General features: G+C 72.8%; 17 protein-coding genes and 1 riboswitch. Of the genes, 7 read left to right on the top strand and 10 right to left on the bottom strand.

The genetic code is table 11. The annotated features are described in order from the left end of the window. Positions 1 to 122 precede the first annotated feature (122 nt). The 4 genes from AB0D32_RS06355 to AB0D32_RS06340 all read right to left on the bottom strand — a co-directional run bounded on the left by AB0D32_RS06355 (position 123) and on the right by AB0D32_RS06340 (position 5,263). Positions 123 to 971 carry an ABC transporter ATP-binding protein gene (locus tag AB0D32_RS06355; protein ID WP_357085556.1) on the bottom strand — a complete coding sequence of 283 codons (849 nt, stop codon included), beginning with the start codon at positions 969 to 971 and terminating at the stop codon, positions 123 to 125. Continuing rightward, entirely contained in the window at positions 968 to 2,071 is a 1,104-nt protein-coding gene (locus tag AB0D32_RS06350) for an iron ABC transporter permease (protein WP_357085554.1), read from the bottom strand. The genes AB0D32_RS06355 and AB0D32_RS06350 overlap by 4 nt, the downstream gene beginning before the upstream one ends. A 13-nt stretch (positions 2,072 to 2,084) precedes the next feature. Further along, positions 2,085 to 3,023 carry an ABC transporter substrate-binding protein gene (locus AB0D32_RS06345; RefSeq protein WP_357085552.1) on the bottom strand — a complete coding sequence of 313 codons (939 nt, stop codon included), beginning with the start codon at positions 3,021 to 3,023 and terminating at the stop codon, positions 2,085 to 2,087. A gap of 110 nt (positions 3,024 to 3,133) precedes the next feature. Then, positions 3,134 to 3,216: riboswitch (cobalamin riboswitch) on the bottom strand. 166 nt (positions 3,217 to 3,382) lie between these two features. After that, positions 3,383 to 5,263: a M14 family zinc carboxypeptidase gene (locus AB0D32_RS06340; protein WP_357085550.1), complete on the bottom strand. Its 1,881-nt coding sequence runs from the start codon at positions 5,261 to 5,263 to the stop codon at positions 3,383 to 3,385. A gap of 212 nt (positions 5,264 to 5,475) precedes the next feature. Between AB0D32_RS06340 and AB0D32_RS06335 the strand changes: the two genes are divergently transcribed. Next, positions 5,476 to 6,834 (top strand): C39 family peptidase, encoded by a 1,359-nt coding sequence (locus AB0D32_RS06335; RefSeq protein ID WP_357085548.1) that lies wholly within the window; start codon positions 5,476 to 5,478, stop codon positions 6,832 to 6,834. Positions 6,835 to 7,429: 595 nt separating this feature from the next. Here the strand turns inward: AB0D32_RS06335 and AB0D32_RS06330 are convergent. From AB0D32_RS06330 to mqnE, 3 genes are read right to left on the bottom strand one after another with little or no spacing between them, the layout of a single operon-like run. Further along, positions 7,430 to 7,699, bottom strand: a complete 270-nt coding sequence (locus AB0D32_RS06330; RefSeq protein WP_357085546.1) for a DUF4229 domain-containing protein — start codon at positions 7,697 to 7,699, stop codon at positions 7,430 to 7,432. A gap of 44 nt (positions 7,700 to 7,743) precedes the next feature. Next, positions 7,744 to 8,166 carry a hypothetical protein gene (locus AB0D32_RS06325; protein WP_357085544.1) on the bottom strand — a complete coding sequence of 141 codons (423 nt, stop codon included), beginning with the start codon at positions 8,164 to 8,166 and terminating at the stop codon, positions 7,744 to 7,746. 23 nt (positions 8,167 to 8,189) lie between these two features. Further along, positions 8,190 to 9,359: an aminofutalosine synthase MqnE gene (gene mqnE / locus AB0D32_RS06320; RefSeq protein ID WP_357085542.1), complete on the bottom strand. Its 1,170-nt coding sequence runs from the start codon at positions 9,357 to 9,359 to the stop codon at positions 8,190 to 8,192. A gap of 241 nt (positions 9,360 to 9,600) precedes the next feature. On the opposite strand from mqnE, the gene AB0D32_RS06315 reads away from it, so the two are divergent. The 4 genes from AB0D32_RS06315 to AB0D32_RS06300 all read left to right on the top strand — a co-directional run bounded on the left by AB0D32_RS06315 (position 9,601) and on the right by AB0D32_RS06300 (position 15,659). Further along, positions 9,601 to 11,205 carry a C40 family peptidase gene (locus tag AB0D32_RS06315; RefSeq protein WP_357085540.1) on the top strand — a complete coding sequence of 535 codons (1,605 nt, stop codon included), beginning with the start codon at positions 9,601 to 9,603 and terminating at the stop codon, positions 11,203 to 11,205. Positions 11,206 to 11,353: 148 nt separating this feature from the next. Continuing rightward, positions 11,354 to 12,871 (top strand): hypothetical protein, encoded by a 1,518-nt coding sequence (locus AB0D32_RS06310; protein ID WP_357085538.1) that lies wholly within the window; start codon positions 11,354 to 11,356, stop codon positions 12,869 to 12,871. 192 nt (positions 12,872 to 13,063) lie between these two features. After that, positions 13,064 to 14,929 (top strand): DEAD/DEAH box helicase, encoded by a 1,866-nt coding sequence (locus AB0D32_RS06305; protein WP_357085536.1) that lies wholly within the window; start codon positions 13,064 to 13,066, stop codon positions 14,927 to 14,929. A gap of 100 nt (positions 14,930 to 15,029) precedes the next feature. Next, complete coding sequence (locus AB0D32_RS06300) at positions 15,030 to 15,659, top strand: putative glycolipid-binding domain-containing protein (RefSeq protein ID WP_357085534.1); 630 nt, start codon at positions 15,030 to 15,032, stop codon at positions 15,657 to 15,659. Positions 15,660 to 15,684: 25 nt separating this feature from the next. On the opposite strand, the gene AB0D32_RS06295 is transcribed toward AB0D32_RS06300, so the two are convergent. After that, positions 15,685 to 16,776, bottom strand: a complete 1,092-nt coding sequence (locus AB0D32_RS06295; protein WP_357085532.1) for a PLP-dependent cysteine synthase family protein — start codon at positions 16,774 to 16,776, stop codon at positions 15,685 to 15,687. A 77-nt stretch (positions 16,777 to 16,853) separates the two neighbouring features. Further along, positions 16,854 to 17,312 carry an Lrp/AsnC family transcriptional regulator gene (locus AB0D32_RS06290; RefSeq protein WP_357085529.1) on the bottom strand — a complete coding sequence of 153 codons (459 nt, stop codon included), beginning with the start codon at positions 17,310 to 17,312 and terminating at the stop codon, positions 16,854 to 16,856. A 268-nt stretch (positions 17,313 to 17,580) separates the two neighbouring features. Between AB0D32_RS06290 and AB0D32_RS06285 the strand changes: the two genes are divergently transcribed. Further along, positions 17,581 to 17,847, top strand: a complete 267-nt coding sequence (locus tag AB0D32_RS06285) for a BldC family transcriptional regulator (RefSeq protein ID WP_357085527.1) — start codon at positions 17,581 to 17,583, stop codon at positions 17,845 to 17,847. Between the two features lie 68 nt (positions 17,848 to 17,915). Here AB0D32_RS06285 and AB0D32_RS06280 read toward each other — a convergent pair whose 3' ends face one another. Then, entirely contained in the window at positions 17,916 to 18,545 is a 630-nt protein-coding gene (locus AB0D32_RS06280) for a UbiX family flavin prenyltransferase (RefSeq protein ID WP_357085525.1), read from the bottom strand. A gap of 175 nt (positions 18,546 to 18,720) precedes the next feature. Here AB0D32_RS06280 and AB0D32_RS06275 point away from each other — a divergent pair, with 175 nt between their 5' ends. Continuing rightward, positions 18,721 to 19,728 carry a terpene synthase gene (locus AB0D32_RS06275; RefSeq protein WP_357085522.1) on the top strand — a complete coding sequence of 336 codons (1,008 nt, stop codon included), beginning with the start codon at positions 18,721 to 18,723 and terminating at the stop codon, positions 19,726 to 19,728. The last annotated feature ends 18 nt before the right edge of the window (positions 19,729 to 19,746 follow it).

Raw genomic sequence — 19,746 nt, 5'->3', positions numbered from 1 at the left:
GCACTTTGCGCCCACGGATTGCGCGCTTTGCCCGATATGCGGGGGCAGAAAGTGCAAGATCGCGGGGGCCGAGGACGAGGGCCGAGGGCGGGGCAGGGGCGGGGGCGAGGGGGGCGTGGGGGTCAGTGGGGGCGGATGGGGACCACGAGGGGGCCGTGGTCGCCGGGGATCACTCGGACGGTGGCGCGGTACCAGGTGGCCAGGAGTTGCTCGGTGAGCACCTCGTGGGGGGTGCCGGCGGCCACCACCCGGCCTTCGGCGAGCAGCACCATCCGGTCGGCGTACTCGCCGGCGATGGAGAGGTCGTGCATGGTGGCGAGCACGGTCAGGCCGTGCTCGCGGCGCAGCCGGTCGACCAGTTCCAGCACCTCCTGCTGGTGGCCGATGTCCAGGGCGCTGATCGGCTCGTCCAGCAGCAGCAGGGTCGCGCCCTGGGCCAGCGCCCGGGCCAGGAAGACCCGCTGCCGCTCGCCGCCGGACAGGGTGGCCAACTCCCGGGCGTGGAACCCGGCCAGGTCCAGCCCGTCGAGCACGTCGTACGCGGCGGTCAGGTCGGCGGCGGACTCCCGGCCCAGCGCCGGGATGTAGGGGGTACGGCCCAGCAGCACGTAGTCGAGCACCGACATGCCGGCCGGCACGACCGGGGACTGGGCCACCGTGGCGACGACCCGGGCCCGGTCGCGGCGGCGCAGCGCCTCGCTCGGCGTACCGAAGAGGGAGACGGCGCCCGGCGCGGGCAGCAGGCCGCCGACGGCACGCAGCAGGGTCGATTTTCCAGCACCGTTCGGACCGATCACGGTGACCCACTCGCCCGGAGCCACGGTCAGGTCGACGCCGGCCAGGATCGGCGTGCCGTCCAGGCGCACGTGCAGGTCGCGCACCTCGACCGCGGGAACGGTGGGGACGGCGGGGAGGGCCACCAGGTCGCCGTCGTCCGTCGGCCGCGCGGCCGGCACCCGTCCCGCGCTCATCCGAGCATCCGGCGGGAGGTACGCAGCACCAGTACGAAGAAGGGGCCGCCCAGCAGCGCGGTGACCACGCCGATCGGAATCTCGGACGGGGCGGCGGCGGTGCGGGCCACCACGTCGGTCAGGGCCAGGAAGGCACCGCCGAAGAGCAGTGAGAGCGGCAGGATCACCCGGTAGCTCGATCCGGCGAGCAGCCGGACGGTGTGCGGCACGATGATCCCGACGAAGCCGATCAGGCCGGACGCGGAGACGGCGGCGGCGGTGCCGAGCGAGGCGGCGGCGATGAGCAGGTAGCGGGACCGCTGCGGGTGCAGCCCGAGGCTCGCGGCCTCGTCGTCGCCGACGGAGAGCACGTCGAGCTCCCGCCGGTGCAGCAGCACCACCAGGGCGGTGAGGAGGAAGTACGGGAGGACGAGTCGCACGTCGTGCCAGCCGGCGGTGGCGAGCCGCCCGAGCAGCCAGGAGTAGACCTGCTGGATGCTGTCGGAGTTGCGTTGCAGCAGGTAGGTCTGCCCGGCCGAGAGGAATGCGGAGACGGCCACCCCGGCGAGGATCAGCGTGGCCGTGGAGCGTCCGCGCCCGCCGGAGACGCCGAGCAGGTACGTCATCGCCACCGCGCCGATCGAGCCGACGAACGCGGCCAGCGGGATGGTGAGCGGCAGCCCGGTCAGCGCCCCGCCCGCCCCGGCGCCGAGGGTGATCACCGCCGTGACCGCGAGCCCGGCGCCGGCCGCCACGCCGAGCAGGTACGGGTCGGCCAGCGGGTTGCGGAACACCCCCTGGTAGCAGCCGCCGGCCAGGGCGAGCAGCCCGCCGACCAGCAGGCCGAGCACCACCCGGGGCAGCCGCAGCTCGGTGACGATGGCGATCTCACGCTCGGTCAGCCCGCTGTCGATGCGTACGCCGGGGATGAGGTTGAGCAGCTCGGCCGCGACGCTGCCCGGCGGCAGGCTGACCGGGCCGAGGGACACCCCGGCGACCAGGGCGACCAGCACGGCGACGATGCCGGCGACGAGCCAGCGGGGCCGCAGCCCGGCGGGCCGGGACGCGGGGAGCGTCCCCGCCCGCCGGGTGGGTGGCGCCTTGGCGAGCGGACCGGTCATCGACGGGTGCGGGTCACGCGGGGACCTTGGCGGTGGCGTCGACGATCACGCGGAGCAGGTCGACCACGCGGGGGCCCCAGCGGGAGGCGATGTCGTCGTCGAGGGCGACGACCTGGTTGTTCTTGACGGCGGTGACGGCGGCCCAGCCGCCGCGCGCCTTGACAGTCTCCGCGCTCTGCTGGCAGCACTTGGTGTCGGCGAGGAAGACGAAGTCCGGGTCGGCCTTGACGATGACCTCCTGGGAGAGCTGCGGGTAGCCGCCCTGCTTCCCGTCGGCGTCGGATGCGTCGGCGATGTTCTCCAGGCCGACCATGCTGTAGAGCGAGCCGATGAAGGTCTTGCTGGTGGCGGTGTAGAGCTCCGGGCCCAGCTCGTGGAAGTAGGTCAGCTTCTCGGCCCGCTTCGGCAGGTCGGCGACCAGCTTGGCGATGTCGTCCTTCATCCGCGTGGTCAGGTCGGCGGCCTCGGTGGGGTGACCGGTGAGGGTGCCCAGGTCCGTGATCTGCCGGTAGGTGTCGTCCAGCGTGGTCGCCGCCGGGCTCAGCAGGACGGGGATCTTCAGCGCGGTGAGCTGCTCGACGATCTTGTTGGTGTCGTTGGCGAGCACCACCAGGTCGGGGCTCTTGCCGGCGATCGCCTCGGCGTTCGGCTGGTAGCCGGAAAGGTCGCTCTTCGGCACGTCGGCCGGGAAGTTCGACTGGTCGTCGACGGCGGTCACCTGCTTGCCGGCGCCGATGGCGAAGAGCATCTCGGTGGCCGTCGGGGAGAGCGAGACGATCTTCTCGGGCCGCTTCTCCAGCGTGAGCGAGCCGACGGTGGCCGGGAAGGCGGTGCCCGCCGAACTGGCGCCGGCGGCGGGGGTGTTGTCGGAGCTCTTCTCGGCGCACGCGCCGAGGGCGAGCGCGGCCACCGCGAGGGTCGCGGCGAAGAGCCGGGGGGTACGTCTGAGCATGGGTCCTCCTGTCGGTCGAGGAGCGTGGTGCTTCGCCGACAGGGAGCGGGGCGCCCGTCCGCGAGGCGCCCTTCCTCGAGAGCGCGTGTCGCGACCACGGACGCAGGCGACCTGGCTCACCCTGCCACGCCACGGCGCTCGGCCGGGGTGGCGGGACATCACAGTTGCGGGACAGCGCCGGGTTCCCACCGGCTTCGCTGCGCGTGGTCGGTAGAACCGTAGCGCACGCCCCGGACGTGCCTCGTCGATCCAGGGCGCATCGGCGCTCGTTGATCACCAACGGCAGCGAATTGCCCTGGATCGACGTCTACTGGGCAGGTGGTGGGGCCCCGTCGGGGTGGAAACGGGGCCCCACCGGGTCAGGAGCTGGTGATGGTGACGTTGTCCACAGCCGCCTCCACCAGGCTCGCGCCCGAGGCGTCCGCCGCCTCGACGAGGATCCGCACCGACTGGCCGGCGTACGGGGTGAGGTTGGCGTTGGCCACCGCCCAGGCGCCGTTGCGGTTGCTGGCCGCCCCGGACTGGGTGAACAGGGCCGTGGTGCCGCCGGCGTGCACCACGCTCACCCGGAAGTAGTCGGCCGACGAGGCGTTCGAGCCGTGGGCCAGGTACCAGGCCAGCGAGAGGGTCAGCGTGCCGCTCGACGGCAGGGTCACCGCCGGCGACCGGGCGCTGGTCACGCCGCCGTCGACGTCGTGGTCACCCGCCGCCGTGCCGGCCAGCCTCCCGGTGACCAGGTCGTTGGCACCGGCGTACGGGACGAGTTGCTTCGCCCCGCTGGAGGTGGTGGCCTGGGCGGCGCCCCGCTCCCACGCCCCGAGGGTCGCGGTGTCGGTGCCGTTCGGGTTGATGGTCCAGCCGGTGGCCGTCTCGAAGGTGTCCGACCAGACCGTGGTGCCGCCACCGCCGCCGCAGTACTCGGCCTGCTTGCCGATGGCCCGGTACGGGCAGTCGGCGTACTCGCTGAACAGCAGGACCGCCTCCCGGTTGCGCGAGGTCTGGGCGGGGATCACCTCGTCGGGCGGGTAGAAGCCGCCGCCACCCAGCGAGCCGGGGTACATCTCGAAGGTGTACGCCCAGATGCCGTGCTGGCCCCACATCCAGTCGATGCTGTCCCCGTCGGTGATGTAGAGGTCGCTGGACTGCTGCGGGGTGTAGCCGTTGGTGTTCGCCATCTGCTGGCCCAGCGTGGCGAAGGTGTTGTACTGGTCCGCCGTCATCCCGGGAGCGGTGTTGTTGTACGTGTAGCCGAACGGCCAGAGCACCAGCTCCGAGTAGGTGTGGAAGTCGATGTTGGCCTTGATCTGCTGGGTGCCGCCGACCACCCGGCTGTTGACGAAGTTCCGCAGCGCCGCGGTCTCCGGGGCGGAGAACGCCGACGGGCCCCGGTAGGTGTCCGAGGAGGTGGAGCCGGACGAGCCGCCGCAGCAGCCCCACTGGTAGGACCAGTTGCGGTTCAGGTCGGTGCCGACGTACGACGAGCCGCTGTTCGGCTGCCGGTTCTTGCGCCAGGAGCGGTAGGAGCCGGTGGCGATGTCGTACTCGCTGCCGTCGGGGTTGACCGTGGGCACGATCCAGATCTCCCGGGTGTTCACGATGTTGGTGACCCGGGAATCCGTGCCGTAGCTGTCGGTGAAGAGGTTGAGCAGGTAGATCGCCATCTCGACGGTCAGGTGCTCGCGGGCGTGCTGCTGCGAGTTGAACAGGATCTCCGGTTCGTTCTCGTCGGTGGCGACGTTGTCGGAGATCTTCACCGCCATCAGGTCCCGGCCCTCGTACGAGGAGCCGATGCTGATCTTCCTGGCGAGTGTCGGGTGGTCGGCGACCACCTTGTTCACCGCGGCGGTCAGCTCGGCGTAGTCGTGGTAGTTGGAGTCGGCCGGCGGGAAGGCGGCCGTGCCGACGTCCCCCTCGGCGTGGTCGTGGCCGTCGGCCGACGGGGCGGGGGCCGCCTCCAGCCGGAAGCCGAGCCGGGTGATCGCCGCCGCCTCGGCCGGGGTGGCCGAGACGTTCAGCACGCCGTGCTCGACGAAGTCGATGGCGGCGCCGGTGCCGGCGACGGCGGTGCGGTCGGCGACCGTACGCGGGCCGAGCACCCGGTAGGACGTCGCCGCGGAGCTGGCGGCGTCCTCCGGGGCCGGCCGGGCGGTGGCCGGCGCGGCGGCCACCGTGAGCAGGCCGAACCCGGTGGCGACGGCGAGCGCCAGGCGACGGCGGAAGGCGGGCTTGCGGAAGGCCATGGACAACCTCCTCGGGGGGCGGGAGAAGATCCCGCTCGGTGGAGGACACTCCACCACCCGCCACATGGTCATATCAACATTCATCGCTGCCTAGTTACATGCCATCCGGATCCTCACATCGGCAAGGATTTTCCAACTGCCGACCTCTGGCGAAAGTTCCCTCCGAGCGGGACACTGACCCGCAACGATCCGTCCGTCCCTGCGGAGGACCCATGGCCCAAACACGCCTGCGCACGGCCGCCCTCGCGGCCGCCACCGCACTCACCCTTCTCGGCACCGCGGCCCCCGCCGTCGCCGCCGCACCCGTCGCGGCCCCGTCGACCAACCGACCGGTGGTCCACGACGAGCAGATCACCTTCCAGGACTGGTCCCGCTACCCCGACTGGCGGGGCGGCACCCACGCCGGCACGCGGGCCGTCCCCGGCCTCCGGCCGGGTGTGACGCTGGCCAAGCCTCTCGGCACCACCGACTACACCGACCCGCACACCGGCGTGACCAGGAGCTGGGAGTACGCGACCTGGACCTCCCCGGTCACCCAGGTCGGGTTCGACGCCACCGAGCTGATCGCCTCGTGGAACGCGAACACCCCCGCCGGCACCTGGATCCAGGTGGAGATGCAGGGCACGTACAACACCGGCACCCAGACCAAGTGGTACGTGATGGGTCGGTGGGCCTCCGGCGACGCCGACATCAAGCGCACCAGCGTCAACCGGCAGGGCGACCCCTGGTCGACCATCTGGACCGACACGTTCAGCATCGACGACGCCTCCGTCGGCGTGCTGCTGCGGGCGTACCAGCTACGGCTCACCCTCTACCGGGCCCCGGGCCAGCGCGCCGCGCCGGTCGTCCACACGGTGGGCGCGATGAGCTCCAACGTGCCCGACCGGTTCACCGTCGAGCCGAGCGCCGGCGGCATCGCCTGGGGCAAGGAACTCAAGGTCCCTCGCTACTCGCAGAACGTCCACGCCGGCCACTACCCCGAGTACGACGGCGGCGGCCAGGCCTGGTGCTCCCCCACCTCCACGACGATGGTGATCGAGTACTGGGGCCGGAAGGCGTCCGAGGAGGACACCTCCTGGGTCAACCCGACCTACCCGGACCCGACGGTCAACCACGCCGCCCGGATGGTCTACGACTACCAGTACGACGGCGCCGGCAACTGGCCGTTCAACACCGCGTACGCGGCCAGCTTCCCCGGCCTCGAGGCGCGGGTCACCCGACTGCACTCGCTGGACGAGGTGGAGCGCTTCATCGCCGCCGGCATCCCGGTGGTGACCAGCCAGTCCTTCCTCGCCAGCGAGCTGGACGGGGCGGGCTACGGCACCGCGGGGCACCTGTTCGTGGTGGTCGGCTTCACCGCCGACGGCGACGTGATCGTCAACGACCCGGCCTCGTCGAGCAACGAGGTGGTACGCCACGTCTACAAGCGTGAGCAGTTCGAGCAGATCTGGCTGCGGACCAAGCGGACCAACGCCAGCGGCGGCGTCTCCGGCGGTTCCGGCGGCGTCGTCTACCTGATCAAGCCCACGTTGAAGCCGTGGCCGAAGGTCGCCGGCTCCACCAACTGGTGACCTGACACCGACCCATCGATCGAGGGGTCCGCGTCGCCCGGCTCAGCCCGGCGACCGGGCCCCTCGGCCCTTCCCGGCCACGGGTCTTCCCGGACACGAGCGATCGACCGGCGGGGATGTCCGGCTGGCTCGTGGACGAGCAGGTCCGGGCGGTGCCGTGTGCCGACTGACATTCATGTCCTGCACCGCAATACATCGAAGGACGAATCCTGTCGTCTCCAGGAATGGCATAGACGTGACATCGGATTCTTCTGGGGCGCCGGGAAACTCCTCAGTGGACTAGACTCACCCCCTCATCGAGGGAGGCGAATATGGGGAGCTGCTCGAAGTGTGGCCGGTCAAAGGGCTACGAGGGCGAATGCATGTACTGCTGGGGTCGGGAGGCGGGAGATGACGTAAACGCAGGGAAAACCATTCGCCTCCCGAACTCTGATTCGAGGCGCGACATAAACACCGGGCAGACCTACCAACCGAAGAGTTCCGGTTGCCTCGTGCTCGCCGTGCTCACAGTGTCGCTGTCCGGGCTCATCCCTGGCGTGCTGCTGATGTGGCAGCTGGCGATCTGACGGTCGAACGGGCCCGTCGACGTCAAGCGCTAGTTGGGGGGCGTCTCCCGGTCCTCGTCCTCGCCGGCGAGGGCGGAGCGGAGGCGCTCCTTCTCGGCGCGGCGCCGCTCGGCGGCGGTGGCCATCTCCTCGGCCATCTCGTCCCGCCAGCCCTTCAGCAGGAAGAAGGAGAGGGCGGCCGAGAAGACGAGCGCCAGCATCAGCTTGAGGAAGATGTTCATGTCGACCAGCCAGAGGGCAGCCACCACGGCGGCGAACAGCCCGATCCGGCCCAGCGTGTACTTGACCGCCGCGCTCACGTTCCGCACTCCGTTCTCCGCCGCCGGGGCATCCGGCGGCAGGTTCAGCCCGTCCGGCGGGCCAGCCAGTGGACGCCGTGGAACCAGACCACCGCGTACCCGAGGGTGAAGGTTGCCGCCCCCAGCCCGCCGGAGAGCAGCGGCGGAAGGCCGGCGGCGAGACCGGCCGCCACCAGCCCGGCGACCACCCCCACCGCGGCGGCGGCCAGCGCCGCCACCACCCGGGCCGCGCCGAACTCCCAGGCGCGGAAGTCGTCCCAGAACAGCCAGGCCGGCAGGATGATCGCCAGCCAGCCGTTGGCCTGCCCGAAGTCGCCGCTGCCGATCAGCGCGAACGCCCAGTCGAACAGCGCCACCGCCAGCACGCCGATGACCAGGCCGGCCAGGCTCACCCCGAGCAGGTCGCCCAGGGTGAGGACGCGCCCGTCGGCGTCACGCCGGGGGAACCCGCTCCGTTGCTCGGTCATGGACTAGGAGGGTACGTGCCGGCTCAGGCCCAGACCTGCTGCGGCTCGGCGCGACGCTCGGCCAGTGACGGGGCGGCGTCGTACTCACGGACCACCTCGTAGCGGGTGTTCCGCTCGACGGGGCGGAAACCGGCGTCCCAGATCAGGTGCAGCAGGTCGTCCCGGTGCATCGTGTTCGGGGTGCCGTACGAGTCGGCGTCGTGGGTGATCTTGTATTCGACGACCGAGCCGTCCAGGTCGTCGACGCCGAAGTTGAGGGAGAGCTGGGCGACCGACAGCCCGTGCATCACCCAGAAGCACTTCACGTGCGGGACGTTGTCGAAGAGCAGCCGGGAGACGGCGAAGGTCTTCAGTGACTCGGCCGGCGAGGCCATCGTCGTGCGGGCCTGGATCCGGTTACGGATCTTGCCGTCCGCCGAGTCGACGAAGTCGTGCTGGTAGCGCAGCGGGATGAAGACCGCGAAGCCGCCGGTCTCGTCCTGCAACTCACGCAGTCGCAGCACGTGGTCCACCCGGTGCCGGGGCTCCTCGATGTGGCCGTAGAGCATCGTCGCCGGGGTCCGCATGCCCTTGCGGTGCGCCAGGGCGTGGATCCGCGACCAGTCCTCCCAGTGGCAGGCGTGGTCGACGATGTGCTGGCGGACCTCCCAGTCGAAGATCTCCGCGCCACCGCCGGTCAGCGACTCCAGACCGGCGTCCATCAGCTCGTCGAGGATCTCGTCGGCGCCCAGCCCGCTGATCTTCTCGAACCACTGCACCTCGGTGGCGGTGAACGCCTTCAGGTTGACGTTCGGCAGCGCCGCCTTCAGCTCGCGCAGCACCTTCGGGTAGTACCGCCAGGGCAGGGTCGGGTGCAGGCCGTTGACGATGTGCAGCTCGGTGAGCTGCTCGTCCTCCATCTCCTTGGCCTTGCGGACCGCCTCGTCGATGCGCATCGTGTAGGCGTCCTTCTCGCCCGGCTTGCGCTGGAACGAGCAGTACGCGCACGAGGCGGAGCAGACGTTGGTCAGGTTGAGGTGCCGGTTGACGTTGAACATCACCCGGTCGCCGTTGAGCTCGGTGCGCCGGTGGTGCGCCAGCCGGCCCAGCCACGCGAGGTCGTCGCTGTCGTAGAGGGCGATCCCGTCCTCGCGGGTCAGCCGCTCGCCGGCGTACACCTTCGCTTCGAGCTCACGCTTGAGTCCGGCGTCCATCGAAAGCCACGTCCCTTCCACCTGCTGTAGGAATCGAGCGTACGTCGGCCCGCCGTCGCCGTCGCAGCACGGTCGGCCCCCGTGCGTCAACTCACCGAACTCTCAGGCTCCCGTTACCTGCCCGCGCATCGACATCGCTGCGTGCGTGCGGTAAGACAGGGTGGGACGTTCGCCGCACGCTGGTAGCGTCCCCACGGCCGCGCCCACCCGGCGCGGGGACTCACTCCGGACGGGGAGCGGAATGGTCGACAGCGAGCGCGGGCGACGGCAGCGACGACGGAGCCCGGTGATCTCGCCGGTGCTGCGCCCGGCGCTCTGGTCCGCCCTGCTCGGCGCCATCGCCGCCACCGTCCTCGCCAACCCGGTCCAGGCCGATCCGTCGCTGCCCACCAGCGTCCCCGACACCGGGTCCCGTCCGTCCTACAGCGGCCAGCTCCAGCTCCCGGGCGGCGCGCCGGTCCCCGGGCTGCCCGGCACGGTTCCGGGGCTGCCGGCCGGCAACATCGGCACCGGCCCACTCGCCGCCCAGATCTACGCCGCCGAGGCCCAGGTCGGGCAGCTCCGTGATCAACTGCTCCTGCTCCAGCAGAAGCGCACCGAGGCCGAGGCCCAGCACGCCACCGCCGTACGCGACCTCGCCGCCGCGCGGGACGCGTTGGCCCGCGCCCAGGAGGGCGCCGACGCCGCCGCCGCAGGCGCGTTCAAGGCCGCCGCGGCCCTTCCGCCGGGCGAGTTCGCCAGCGACCTGCACGAGCTGAGCCGGCTCTCCCGGATCATCCGCGGGGAGAAGGCCGAGGGCGGCACCACCGCCGCGCAGGGCGAGCTGTCCCGGACCCGCTTCGCCGAGCAGGCGGCCGGCCAGGCGATGCTGTCGGCCGAGTCCCGCCTCACGGGAGCCAGGGCGGAATACACCGCCGGTGAGACGGCCCTACGTGCGGCCGAGAAGAGCCTGGACAAGCTGCGGCGGGACAACGCCACGCAGCTCGTCGAGATCGAGCGCCAGCAGGAGGCCGCCGACCAGCGCCTCGGCGCGGACTACCTCGACAACGAGACCGCCAACGGCCTGGCCGCCCACCCGACGGCTCTGAAGGCCGTCGCGTACGCCAAGGCGCAGCTCGGCGACCCGTACCTGTGGGCGGCCGAGGGGCCGGACAAGTTCGACTGCTCCGGCCTCATCTACGCCGCCTACCGGTCGGCGGGCTACTACGGGCTGCCCCGGGTCTCCCGGGACCAGTACTACGCCACCCGGTCCCGCACCGTCTCCCGGAGCGCGCTGCTCCCCGGTGACCTGGTCTTCTACGCCTCGGGCACCAGTTGGACGACGATCCACCACATGGGCATGTACATCGGCGGCGGCAAGATGATCCACTCGCCGACCACCGGCGACGTGGTCAAGATCTCCAATGTGCGCTGGTCGCGCCTCTACGCCGCCACCCGCGTCATCGGGGCGGTGCCCGCGCCGCCCAGCACCCCCTCGCCGACGCCGACTCCGACCAAGCCGGCCACGCCGAAGCCGCCGACCAGCCCGACTCCGACCCCGAAGCCCACCTCGCCGTCACCGAGCCCGAAGCCCACCTCGCCGTCACCGAGCCCGTCGACCTCGCCGTCGTCGCCATCCCCCTCGCCCACCGACTCCCTCTCGCCCACGGCCACGCCCGACACGTCGACCACGCCCGACACGTCGGCCACGCCGTCCCCGAGCAGGTCGGTCAGTGCGTCGCCGAGCAGGTCGGCCACCTCGGTGCCGAGCGCGACGACCGGCAGTGTGGCGCCGACCACGGCGGCGAGCAGTTCCGGTCCGGCGGGCAGCACCTCGGCCACCGCCCCGGCGAGCACCGGCAGCTGACCGGGGCGCCCCCGGCGGGGGCATCGGATCGACACCGCCCCGGAACGCACTCCGGCTGTGCCGTCGAGCCGGAATGTGGCACGGTGACAGTCAGGCACGCCCGGTCCGACGTCGCGGATCCGGGCGCGAGCGTGCGCGGAGGGCGAGCATGGCCGAGCAAGAGGTTCCGGCAGAGCCGGTCGACCACGGATCCACGCCCGACCGGAGCCGTGCCGAGGCACCGCATCCCCCGACACCCGTCGGCACCCCGACGACGACCACGCCCGGAAACGGAGCCACGTCGGGGGCCGGCTCCCCGGTGCCGTCGGGGTCGTCGCCCGAGCTGCCCGCCGACGACGTACGCCGACAGCCCGCCGCGCCGGCCCGGGGCCGGGTGTCCGTGGCCGCCACGGCCAGCCAGGACGACGCTGCGCCACCGGCCGGCCCGAGCGCCGGCACCACCTACCGGGCAGCCGGAACGGCCACCCCCGCCGACACTCCGGTCCCCGGCCAGCGGGGCGCGCCGGGGGCGCGGGCCAGCGCCGCCGTACCCGGAATGCGGCGCATCTCGGCCGACGAGGCCGGAGCCGTCCGCTCCCGGACGGGCGAGGCCAGGATCTACCGGGCGACCCCGGTCAACCCGGAACCGCCGGAGCCCGCCCAGCCGCCGCAGCCGGCCCAGCCGCCGACCCCACCGGTCCCGGAGCCCGAGCCGTCGCCGGCCCCCACGCCGCCGGTGCCGGGCCCGAACCCGCCGTCGCCGGCCCCGCCGGTCCCGACCCCGACCCCGCCGGTTCCCGCTCCCTACCCGCCCGGCCCGGTGCCCCCCGGGCCGGGGCCCAGGCCGCCAGTGCCGGGCCCGCCCGCGCCGCCACCCGGGCCGCCGGTGCCCGCCCCGCCGCCACCGCCCGGCCCGGCGCCGGCTCCGCCGTTCCCGCCACCGCCTCTCACGGCCGCTACGGGCACCGCACCGGTACCGGGACCTGTCGCGAGCGCACCACCGTTCTCCGCACCACCGGCGGTGGCGCCCCGGTTCTCCACACCCCCGGCGTTCGCGCCCTCGTTCTCCGCTCCCCCGGCCTCCGCGCCGCCGTTCTCAGCTTCCCCGGCAGCCGCACCCCCGTTCTCCGCACCACCGGCGGTCGCGCCGCCGTTCTCCGCGCCCCCCGCCTCCGGGTCGGTGGTCGTGCCCGCCCCCGCGCTGCCGGGCTGGCCGCCACCGACCAACCCGGGTGACCGCCGGCCCGGCGGTACCGAGCCGGCCTCCGCGCCCCGGGAGGCACGCCGGCTGACCGAGCGCCCCGTCGGCACGGGTTCCGTCGGCGGAGGCTCCGTCGGCGGCCCGTCCACGCGCGCCGGGCAGGCCGAGGGCACCCCTGCGGGCCGCTACGACGGCGGGCCCGACCTCGGCACGTTCTACGGCGCCGGTACCAGCGGCAGCGTCGAGGGCCCGGGCTTCAACACGGTCTCGTTCCCGAACAACCCGGTGGAGAACTCCGGCTCGTTGACCGGGCACATCCTGGCCCAGGGCTGGACGGAGACCCCCACCGAGGAGCGGTCCAGCACGACCAAGGTGATGGTCGTACTGGCCGCCTCACTGGGCCTGCTGGTGGCGATCGGCGTGCTGGTCGTGCTGCTGGCCAACGACACGCTGGGCGGACTGGTGGACGGCCTACTGAGCAAGTGAGCCGACGACGATGGTGAGCCCGCCCACTACCCATCCGTGGTCCGGTGGCGGGTTCGTCCGATCGCCGTACACTGGTGGAGATCACTGACCCGGCGCGCGTCCTGCGCGCCCATGGGCGATCTTGCGGGCGATTCGGCGGCGTTCAGCTGCGGCAGGCCATCGCGAAGATGCGCCCCGCTCGAAAGGCATTTCTTGACCACCTTTGCTGAATCCAGCACGCTGCCGTCCGCCCTCGACACCGCCGACGCGCAGACCGTCGTCGAGCAGGACACCACCCTCCAGGACCAGGCCGCCCCGGTGACGCCCGAGGCCGCCGACTTCGCCGCGCTGGGGCTGCCCCAGCCACTGGTCCACGCGCTCGCCCGGCAGGGCATCACCACCCCGTTCGAGATCCAGCGCGCCACCATGCCGGACGCGCTCGCCGGCCGGGACGTCCTCGGTCGGGGCCAGACCGGCTCCGGTAAGACCCTGGCCTTCGGCCTGCCCCTGCTGGCCCTGGTGGCCGACCGCAACCGGGCCCGGCCGCTGCGGCCCCGCGCCCTGGTCCTGGTGCCCACCCGGGAACTCGCCATGCAGGTCAACGACGCGCTGGTGCCGCTCGGCAAGGCCGTCGGTGTGTTCCTGAAGACCGCTGTCGGCGGCGTGCCGTACGACCGGCAGATCGACGCCCTCCGGCGTGGGGTGGAGATCATCGTGGCCACCCCGGGCCGGCTGGGTGACCTGATCGCCCGGGGTGTCTGCCACCTGGACGAGATCGAGATCACCGTCCTCGACGAGGCCGACCAGATGGCCGACATGGGCTTCCTGCCCGAGGTCACCGAGCTGCTGTCGAAGACGCCGGCCGGCTCCCAGCGGCTGCTCTTCTCGGCGACCCTGGACGGCGACGTCGACGCGCTGGTCAAGCGGTTCATGACCGACCCGGTGACGCACTCCACCGCCCCGTCCACCGCGTCGGTGTCCACCATGGACCACCACATGCTGCTGATCCCGCCGCACGACAAGTTCCCGGTCGCGGCGTCCATCGCGGCCCGGGACGGTCGGACGATGGTCTTCGCCCGGACCCAGCTCGGCGTCGACCGGCTGGTCGAGCAGCTGGCTGCCGTCGGCGTACGGGCGGGTGGGCTGCACGGCGGCAAGACCCAGCGGATGCGTACCCGCACGCTGGCCGAGTTCCGTGAGGGCCGGATGAACGTCCTGGTCGCCACGGACGTGGCGGCACGGGGCATCCACGTCGACGGCGTCTCGCTGGTGCTGCACGTCGACCCGCCGAAGGACCCGAAGGACTACCTGCACCGTGCGGGTCGTACCGCCCGGGCCGGCGAGTCGGGCGCGGTGGCCACGCTGGTGCTGCCGAAGCAGCGCCGGACCACGCTCGCCATGCTGGAGAAGGCCGGCGTGGCGCCGGCCGAGACCCGGGTGCGGGTCGGCGACCCGGCGCTCGCCGAGCTGACCGGCGCCCGCGAGCCGAGCGGCGTCCCGGTCCGCAACGAGCCCGAGGAGCCGCGCCGGCACGGCGACCGGCAGGGCGGCCCGCGCCGTTACGGGGACCGGCCGCAGGGCGAACGCCGCTACGGCGACCGACCCACCCAGGGCCGCGGCTACGGCGACCGCCCACAGGGCGAACGCCGCTACGGCGACCGGCCCACCGAGACCCGCGGCTACGACCGTCCACAAGGTGAGCGGCGCTACGGCGACCGCAGCGAGAGCCGCGGCTACGGGGACCGGCCGCAGGGTGAGCGCCGCTACGGCGACCGGCCTTCCGAGAGCCGTGGCTATGGCGACCGGCCGACCGACCGCCGCAGCTACGGCGACCGGCAGGCCGACGGGCGTGGTTACGGCGACCGGCCGCAGGGCGAACGCCGCTACGGGGACCGGCCGACCGAGAGCCGTGGCTACGGTGACCGGCCGACCGACGGCCGTGGTTACGGGGACCGGCCGCAGGGCGAACGCCGCTTCGGCGACCGGGGTGGCTTCCGGCCCGAGGGTCGGGGACGCGACGACCGGCCGCGCGACGAGCGGCGGGGCTTCGGCGGGCGTCCGCCGGCACGTACCCACTGATCGACAGCATCGTCTCTGGACGCCGTCGCGGGGCCCACGCCCCGCGACGGCGTTTCCACATCCGCTGCCGGTGTCGGCCGGGTCGCGTAACGTCCGGCTCATGCCGACCATGCCGAAGTCGCTCTTCTGGACCCGGACGGACACCGCCGGAGCGGAGCACGCGCTGTTCGACGACGGCCGGGGGCTGACGGCGCGGGGCACTCTGACAGCCGTCGACCCGGTCCCCTACACCTGCCGCTACCAGCTCGCCACCGACCCGCAGTGGGCCAGCTCCCGGGTCGAGGTGGAGGCGGAGGGCACCGGCTGGCTGCGCAGCGTACGCCTGGAACGGATGGCCGACGGGTGGCGGGTGACCACCTCCGAGCAGGGTGACCTGGACGCGGCGCTGCGGGCGGCCGGCCATCCGCAGGTCGGGCTCCCTGGCACCGACGACCCGGACCGGCTGGCCGGGGCGCTGGACGTCGACCTCGGCGGCGCGGCGCTGTTCAACAGCCTGCCGGTGCACCGGCTCGGGCTGACCGCCGCTGCGGCCGACACCCCGCACCGGATCGACGTCGCCTGGGTGCTGGTGCCCAGCCTGATGGTGGTGCCCGCCGAGCAGGTCTACACCGCGCTCGGCCCCGGCCGGGTCCGCTTCGCCAGCGACACCTTCACCGCCGACATCGACCTCGACGGCGACGGCTACGTGGTGCGCTACCCCGGGCTGGCCGAGCGGGTCGACCCGCGCTGACCGGCTGCCGGCGCCCTCCGGCGGCTCAGGCCGGCCAGGCCCCGGTGCTGAGGAAGCGCTCGACCGTCGCCAGGTGCGGGGTCGGGTCGAGCCCCTGGGCGGCCAGCCACTCGTCGGCGTAGTAGGTGTCGGCGTAGCGGTCGCCGGCGTCGCAGATCAGGGTGACCACCGAGCCGGTGCGGCCCTCGGCGAGCAGCTCCGCGATGAGCCCGAAGGCACCCCACAGGTTGGTGCCGGTCGAGCCGCCCACCCGGCGGCCGAGCACGGCCGAGCCGGCACGCATGGCGGCCAGCGAGGCGGCGTCGGGCACCTGGACCATCCGGTCCACCACCGACGGCACGAACGACGCCTCCACGGTGGGCCGGCCGATCCCCTCGATGCGGGAGCCGCGCCCGGTGCGCACCGACCAGTCGGCGGCCTGCCAGGCGGGATAGAACGCGGAGTTCTCCGGGTCGACCACGCACAGCTTGGTGGGCAGCCGCTGGTAGCGGGCGTACCGGCCGATGGTGGCGCTGGTGCCGCCCGTGCCCGCTCCCACCACGATCCACGCCGGCACGGGGTGCCGTTCCAGGGCGAGCTGCGCGTAGATCGACTCGGCGATGTTGTTGTTGCCCCGCCAGTCGGTGGCCCGCTCGGCGTAGGTGAACTGGTCCATGAAGTGCCCGCCGGAGTCCTCCGCCAGCCAGCGGGCCTCGACGACCACCTTGGCCGGGTCGTCCACGAGGTGGCAGCGGCCACCCTGGAACTCGATCTGGGCGATCTTCTCGGGCGAGGTGGAGGCGGGCATGACCGCGATGAACGGCAGCCCCAGCATCCGCGCGAAGTACGCCTCGGAGACCGCCGTCGACCCGGAGGACGCCTCCACGATCGTGGTCTGCGGGCCGATCCAGCCGTTGCAGAGCCCGTAGAGGAAGAGCGAGCGGGCCAGGCGGTGCTTGAGCGAGCCGGTCGGGTGCACCGACTCGTCCTTGAGGTAGAGGTCGATTCCCCACGCCCGGGGCAGCGGGAACGGCAGCAGGTGGGTGTCGGCGGAGCGGTTGGCGTCCGCCTCGACGGCGGCGATCGCCTCGGTCACCCAGCGCCGGCTGGTCTCGTCGCACCGGTCGAGATGAGTCACGTTCGAAACCTAGCAAGCCGGTTCGGTCCGCAGCGGCCCCGGCCGGCCGGGCGGGGCCGGCGGGCGGGGCGGGCGGTTCAGGTGGCGGGGTTTCCCAGGGCCTGTGGCCGGTTCTCCCACTTGGTGGAGAGGGCGATGCCGGTGCGGGTGGAGGCGACGCCCGGGGTCCGGTTCAGCCGCACTATCAGCTGTTCCAGCTCGGCGATGGTGCCGACCCGGGCCTTGAGCAGGAACGACTCGACGCCGGCCATGAAGTAGCAGGATTCGATCTCGGGCATCCGCCGGAACGCCTCCAGCACGTCGTCGGTGTCGCCGCCGGAGTCCTCGACGATGCTGATGAGCGCGGTGACGCCGAGGCCGACCGCCTCGGGCTCCACCTCCGCCCGGTAGGCCCGGATCACGCCGCCGGACTCGAGCTTGCCGACCCGTTCGTGCACGGCTGGCGCGGAGAGGCCGACCTGGCGGGCCAACTCGGCGTAGGAGAGGCGGGCGTTGCCGCGCAGCAACTCCACGAGGCTCAGGTCGATGGCGTCCACGGAGAGTGACCCTAGCGGTCCGGGCGTAACGTCGGGCACCCGGTACGCGTTGAACATGACGGCGTGTAGTCGTTCAGAAATCCACAGTGAAAGGTGCCGTACGCAGGTAATATTTCCTAACTTCCCACTCAGTGCGTTTTTCGCGTTTGGCGGACAGGCCAGGTCGCTGGTGCTGTAATTGCCATACGTCCCTCATGACGGCTCTGGGCTCGCACCGGCCGGGGGCAGTGTGTTCAGCCGGGGGCTTCGTCGACGCGAGGAGGGGGCTGTGGACACTGGAGATCGCCTGCTGACACCGGGTGAAGTTGCCGCACTGTTTCGGGTTGACCCGAAAACGGTGACGCGATGGGCAGCGGCGGGCCGGATAGGCAGCATCCGGACTCCAGGCGGGCACCGCCGGTTTCGGGAATCCGAGGTGCGGGCCCTGCTTGAGGGGGAGGGCATGTTGGACGAGGCGGAAGAAGGTGGCAAACCGCGCAACGCGGGGCCGGCCGCCTCGACCGGGCCGGGCCCGGCCAACGCCGGCATGTATTGAACGGTGCGGATCATCACGCGGACCGGGCTCCAGTTCCGGTCCGCGTTCCGGTTGGCCGCGCCCCGGGGTCACTCCCGCGCCGCGCCCAGCTCACCCGACCAACGACGGAACAGCGTGTGCCGTACGCCGAGGGCGTCCAGCACCTTGCCGGCCACGAAGTCGACGAGTTGCGGGGCGGAGGCCGCCGCCCCCGCGCCGTAGAAGCCGGGGCTGGCCGGCAGCACCACCGCTCCGGCGTCGTGCAGCGCGATGAGGTGCTCCAGGTGGCTACGGGTCACCGGCGTCTCCCGGGGCACCACCACCACCGGCCGGCGCTCCTTGAGGTTGACCTCGGCGGCCCGCTGCAACAGGTCCTTGGAGAGCCCGATCGCGATGCCGGCGCAGGCCGCCGTGCTCGCCGGCACCACCGCCATCCCGCGCACCCGGTAGGAGCCGCTGCTCGGGCCGGCGGCCAGGTCGCCGGCGGGCCAGTGCCGCACGTCGGCTCCCGCGAGGTCGCGGCCCAGCCAGGCGGCGAGGTCGTCGGCCCAGTGTCCGTCCCGGAACGGGCGACCGGTTTCGTCCAGGACGGTCAGCCGGGCGGCCCGGGAGACGATCAGGTCCACCGGCTCGCCGGCGTCGAGCAGCGCCCGCACGACGGCAGCCGCGTACGGCGTGCCGGACGCCCCGGAGACTCCGACCACCCATGGTTCGCGCATGCCCTCCAGCCTGCCTGGTCGCCTTCTTCCGGCGTCGGGCACCCCCGCCCGGAGCGTCCGTGATGTCCCCCGCGCGCCGGTTGCGTCGGGCGACCGGGAACACGCTCCTCCTGGCGACCTGACATGCTGCCGGTGCGATTCCCATGTGGGCGAATCGCATGCGGGGAGGGACTCGGTGACGACCGGCGAGGTTCTCTGGTCGCTACGGTCCGAGTGCCCCGTCCCGCCCCGGCTCTCGCCGTACGCCGACAGGGTGCAGCGGTGGCTGGTCGACGACCTGCTTCCGGGCCTCGGCCTGCCGCTGGACGAGGCGGCGCTGCAACGGGCTTCCCGCGCCGGGTTCGCCCGGTACGCCGGCCGTCTCTATCCGGGCGCCGCCGAGGCCGACCTCCGGGCGTTGACGGCCCTGTTCACCTGGTTCTTCCTGGTCGACGACGCGTGCGACGGGCCGGGTCGGCACGGCATCGACCAGATCCGGGCGCTGCGCGCCGGCGCGCTGACCCTGCTGCACTCCGGTCCCCGGCTCCGGCACGCCGGCCTGACCGGACCGTTGAGGCGGCTGCTGGTGCACGGGTGGCGGGAGCCGCGCCGGCGGATGCCGGCCCGCTGGCGGCGGCGCTTCGCCGGGGCCGTCGCCGACCACCTCGACGGCGTGTGGCGGGAGGCCGTGAACAAGGCGGCCGGGCGCCGCCCCGGCGTCGCCGAGTACGTCGTGCTGCGGCGCGCCACCTCCGCCGCGTACGTGTCGTATCCGCTGGTGGAGTTCGTCACCGGGCGCCCGCTGCCCGACCCGGTCCACCACCACCCGCTGCTGCGCGAGATCGCCGACACGGGCAACGACCTGCTCTCCTGGTACAACGACCTCGCCTCGCTGGAGCGGGACGAGGCGACCTCCGGCGGGCACAACCTGGTCCTCGCGATCGCGGCCGAGCAGCGGGTGCCGGTGCGGACCGCGGTCGGGCTGACCGCCGAGCGCTGGCGGGCGTCGATGGGGCGCTTCGTCGAGCTGCGCGCGGCGGTGCCGTCGTTCGGTCCGGCGCTGGATCAGGCGGTCGCCGACCACCTCGACGGGGTGGCGAACGCCGTCCGGGCCACCGTCGACTGGACCCTGGAGAGCACCCGCTACGGCAGTAAGGAAGGGCACCTTGTTGACGCTTCCGGTAGAGGAAGTGCCCCTTCCTGACGGCCAGGACCGGACACG

The organism is Micromonospora sp. NPDC048170, assembly GCF_040652795.1.
GTDB lineage: Bacteria > Actinomycetota > Actinomycetes > Mycobacteriales > Micromonosporaceae > Micromonospora.
This window is presented reverse-complemented; position numbering and strand designations above follow the sequence as displayed.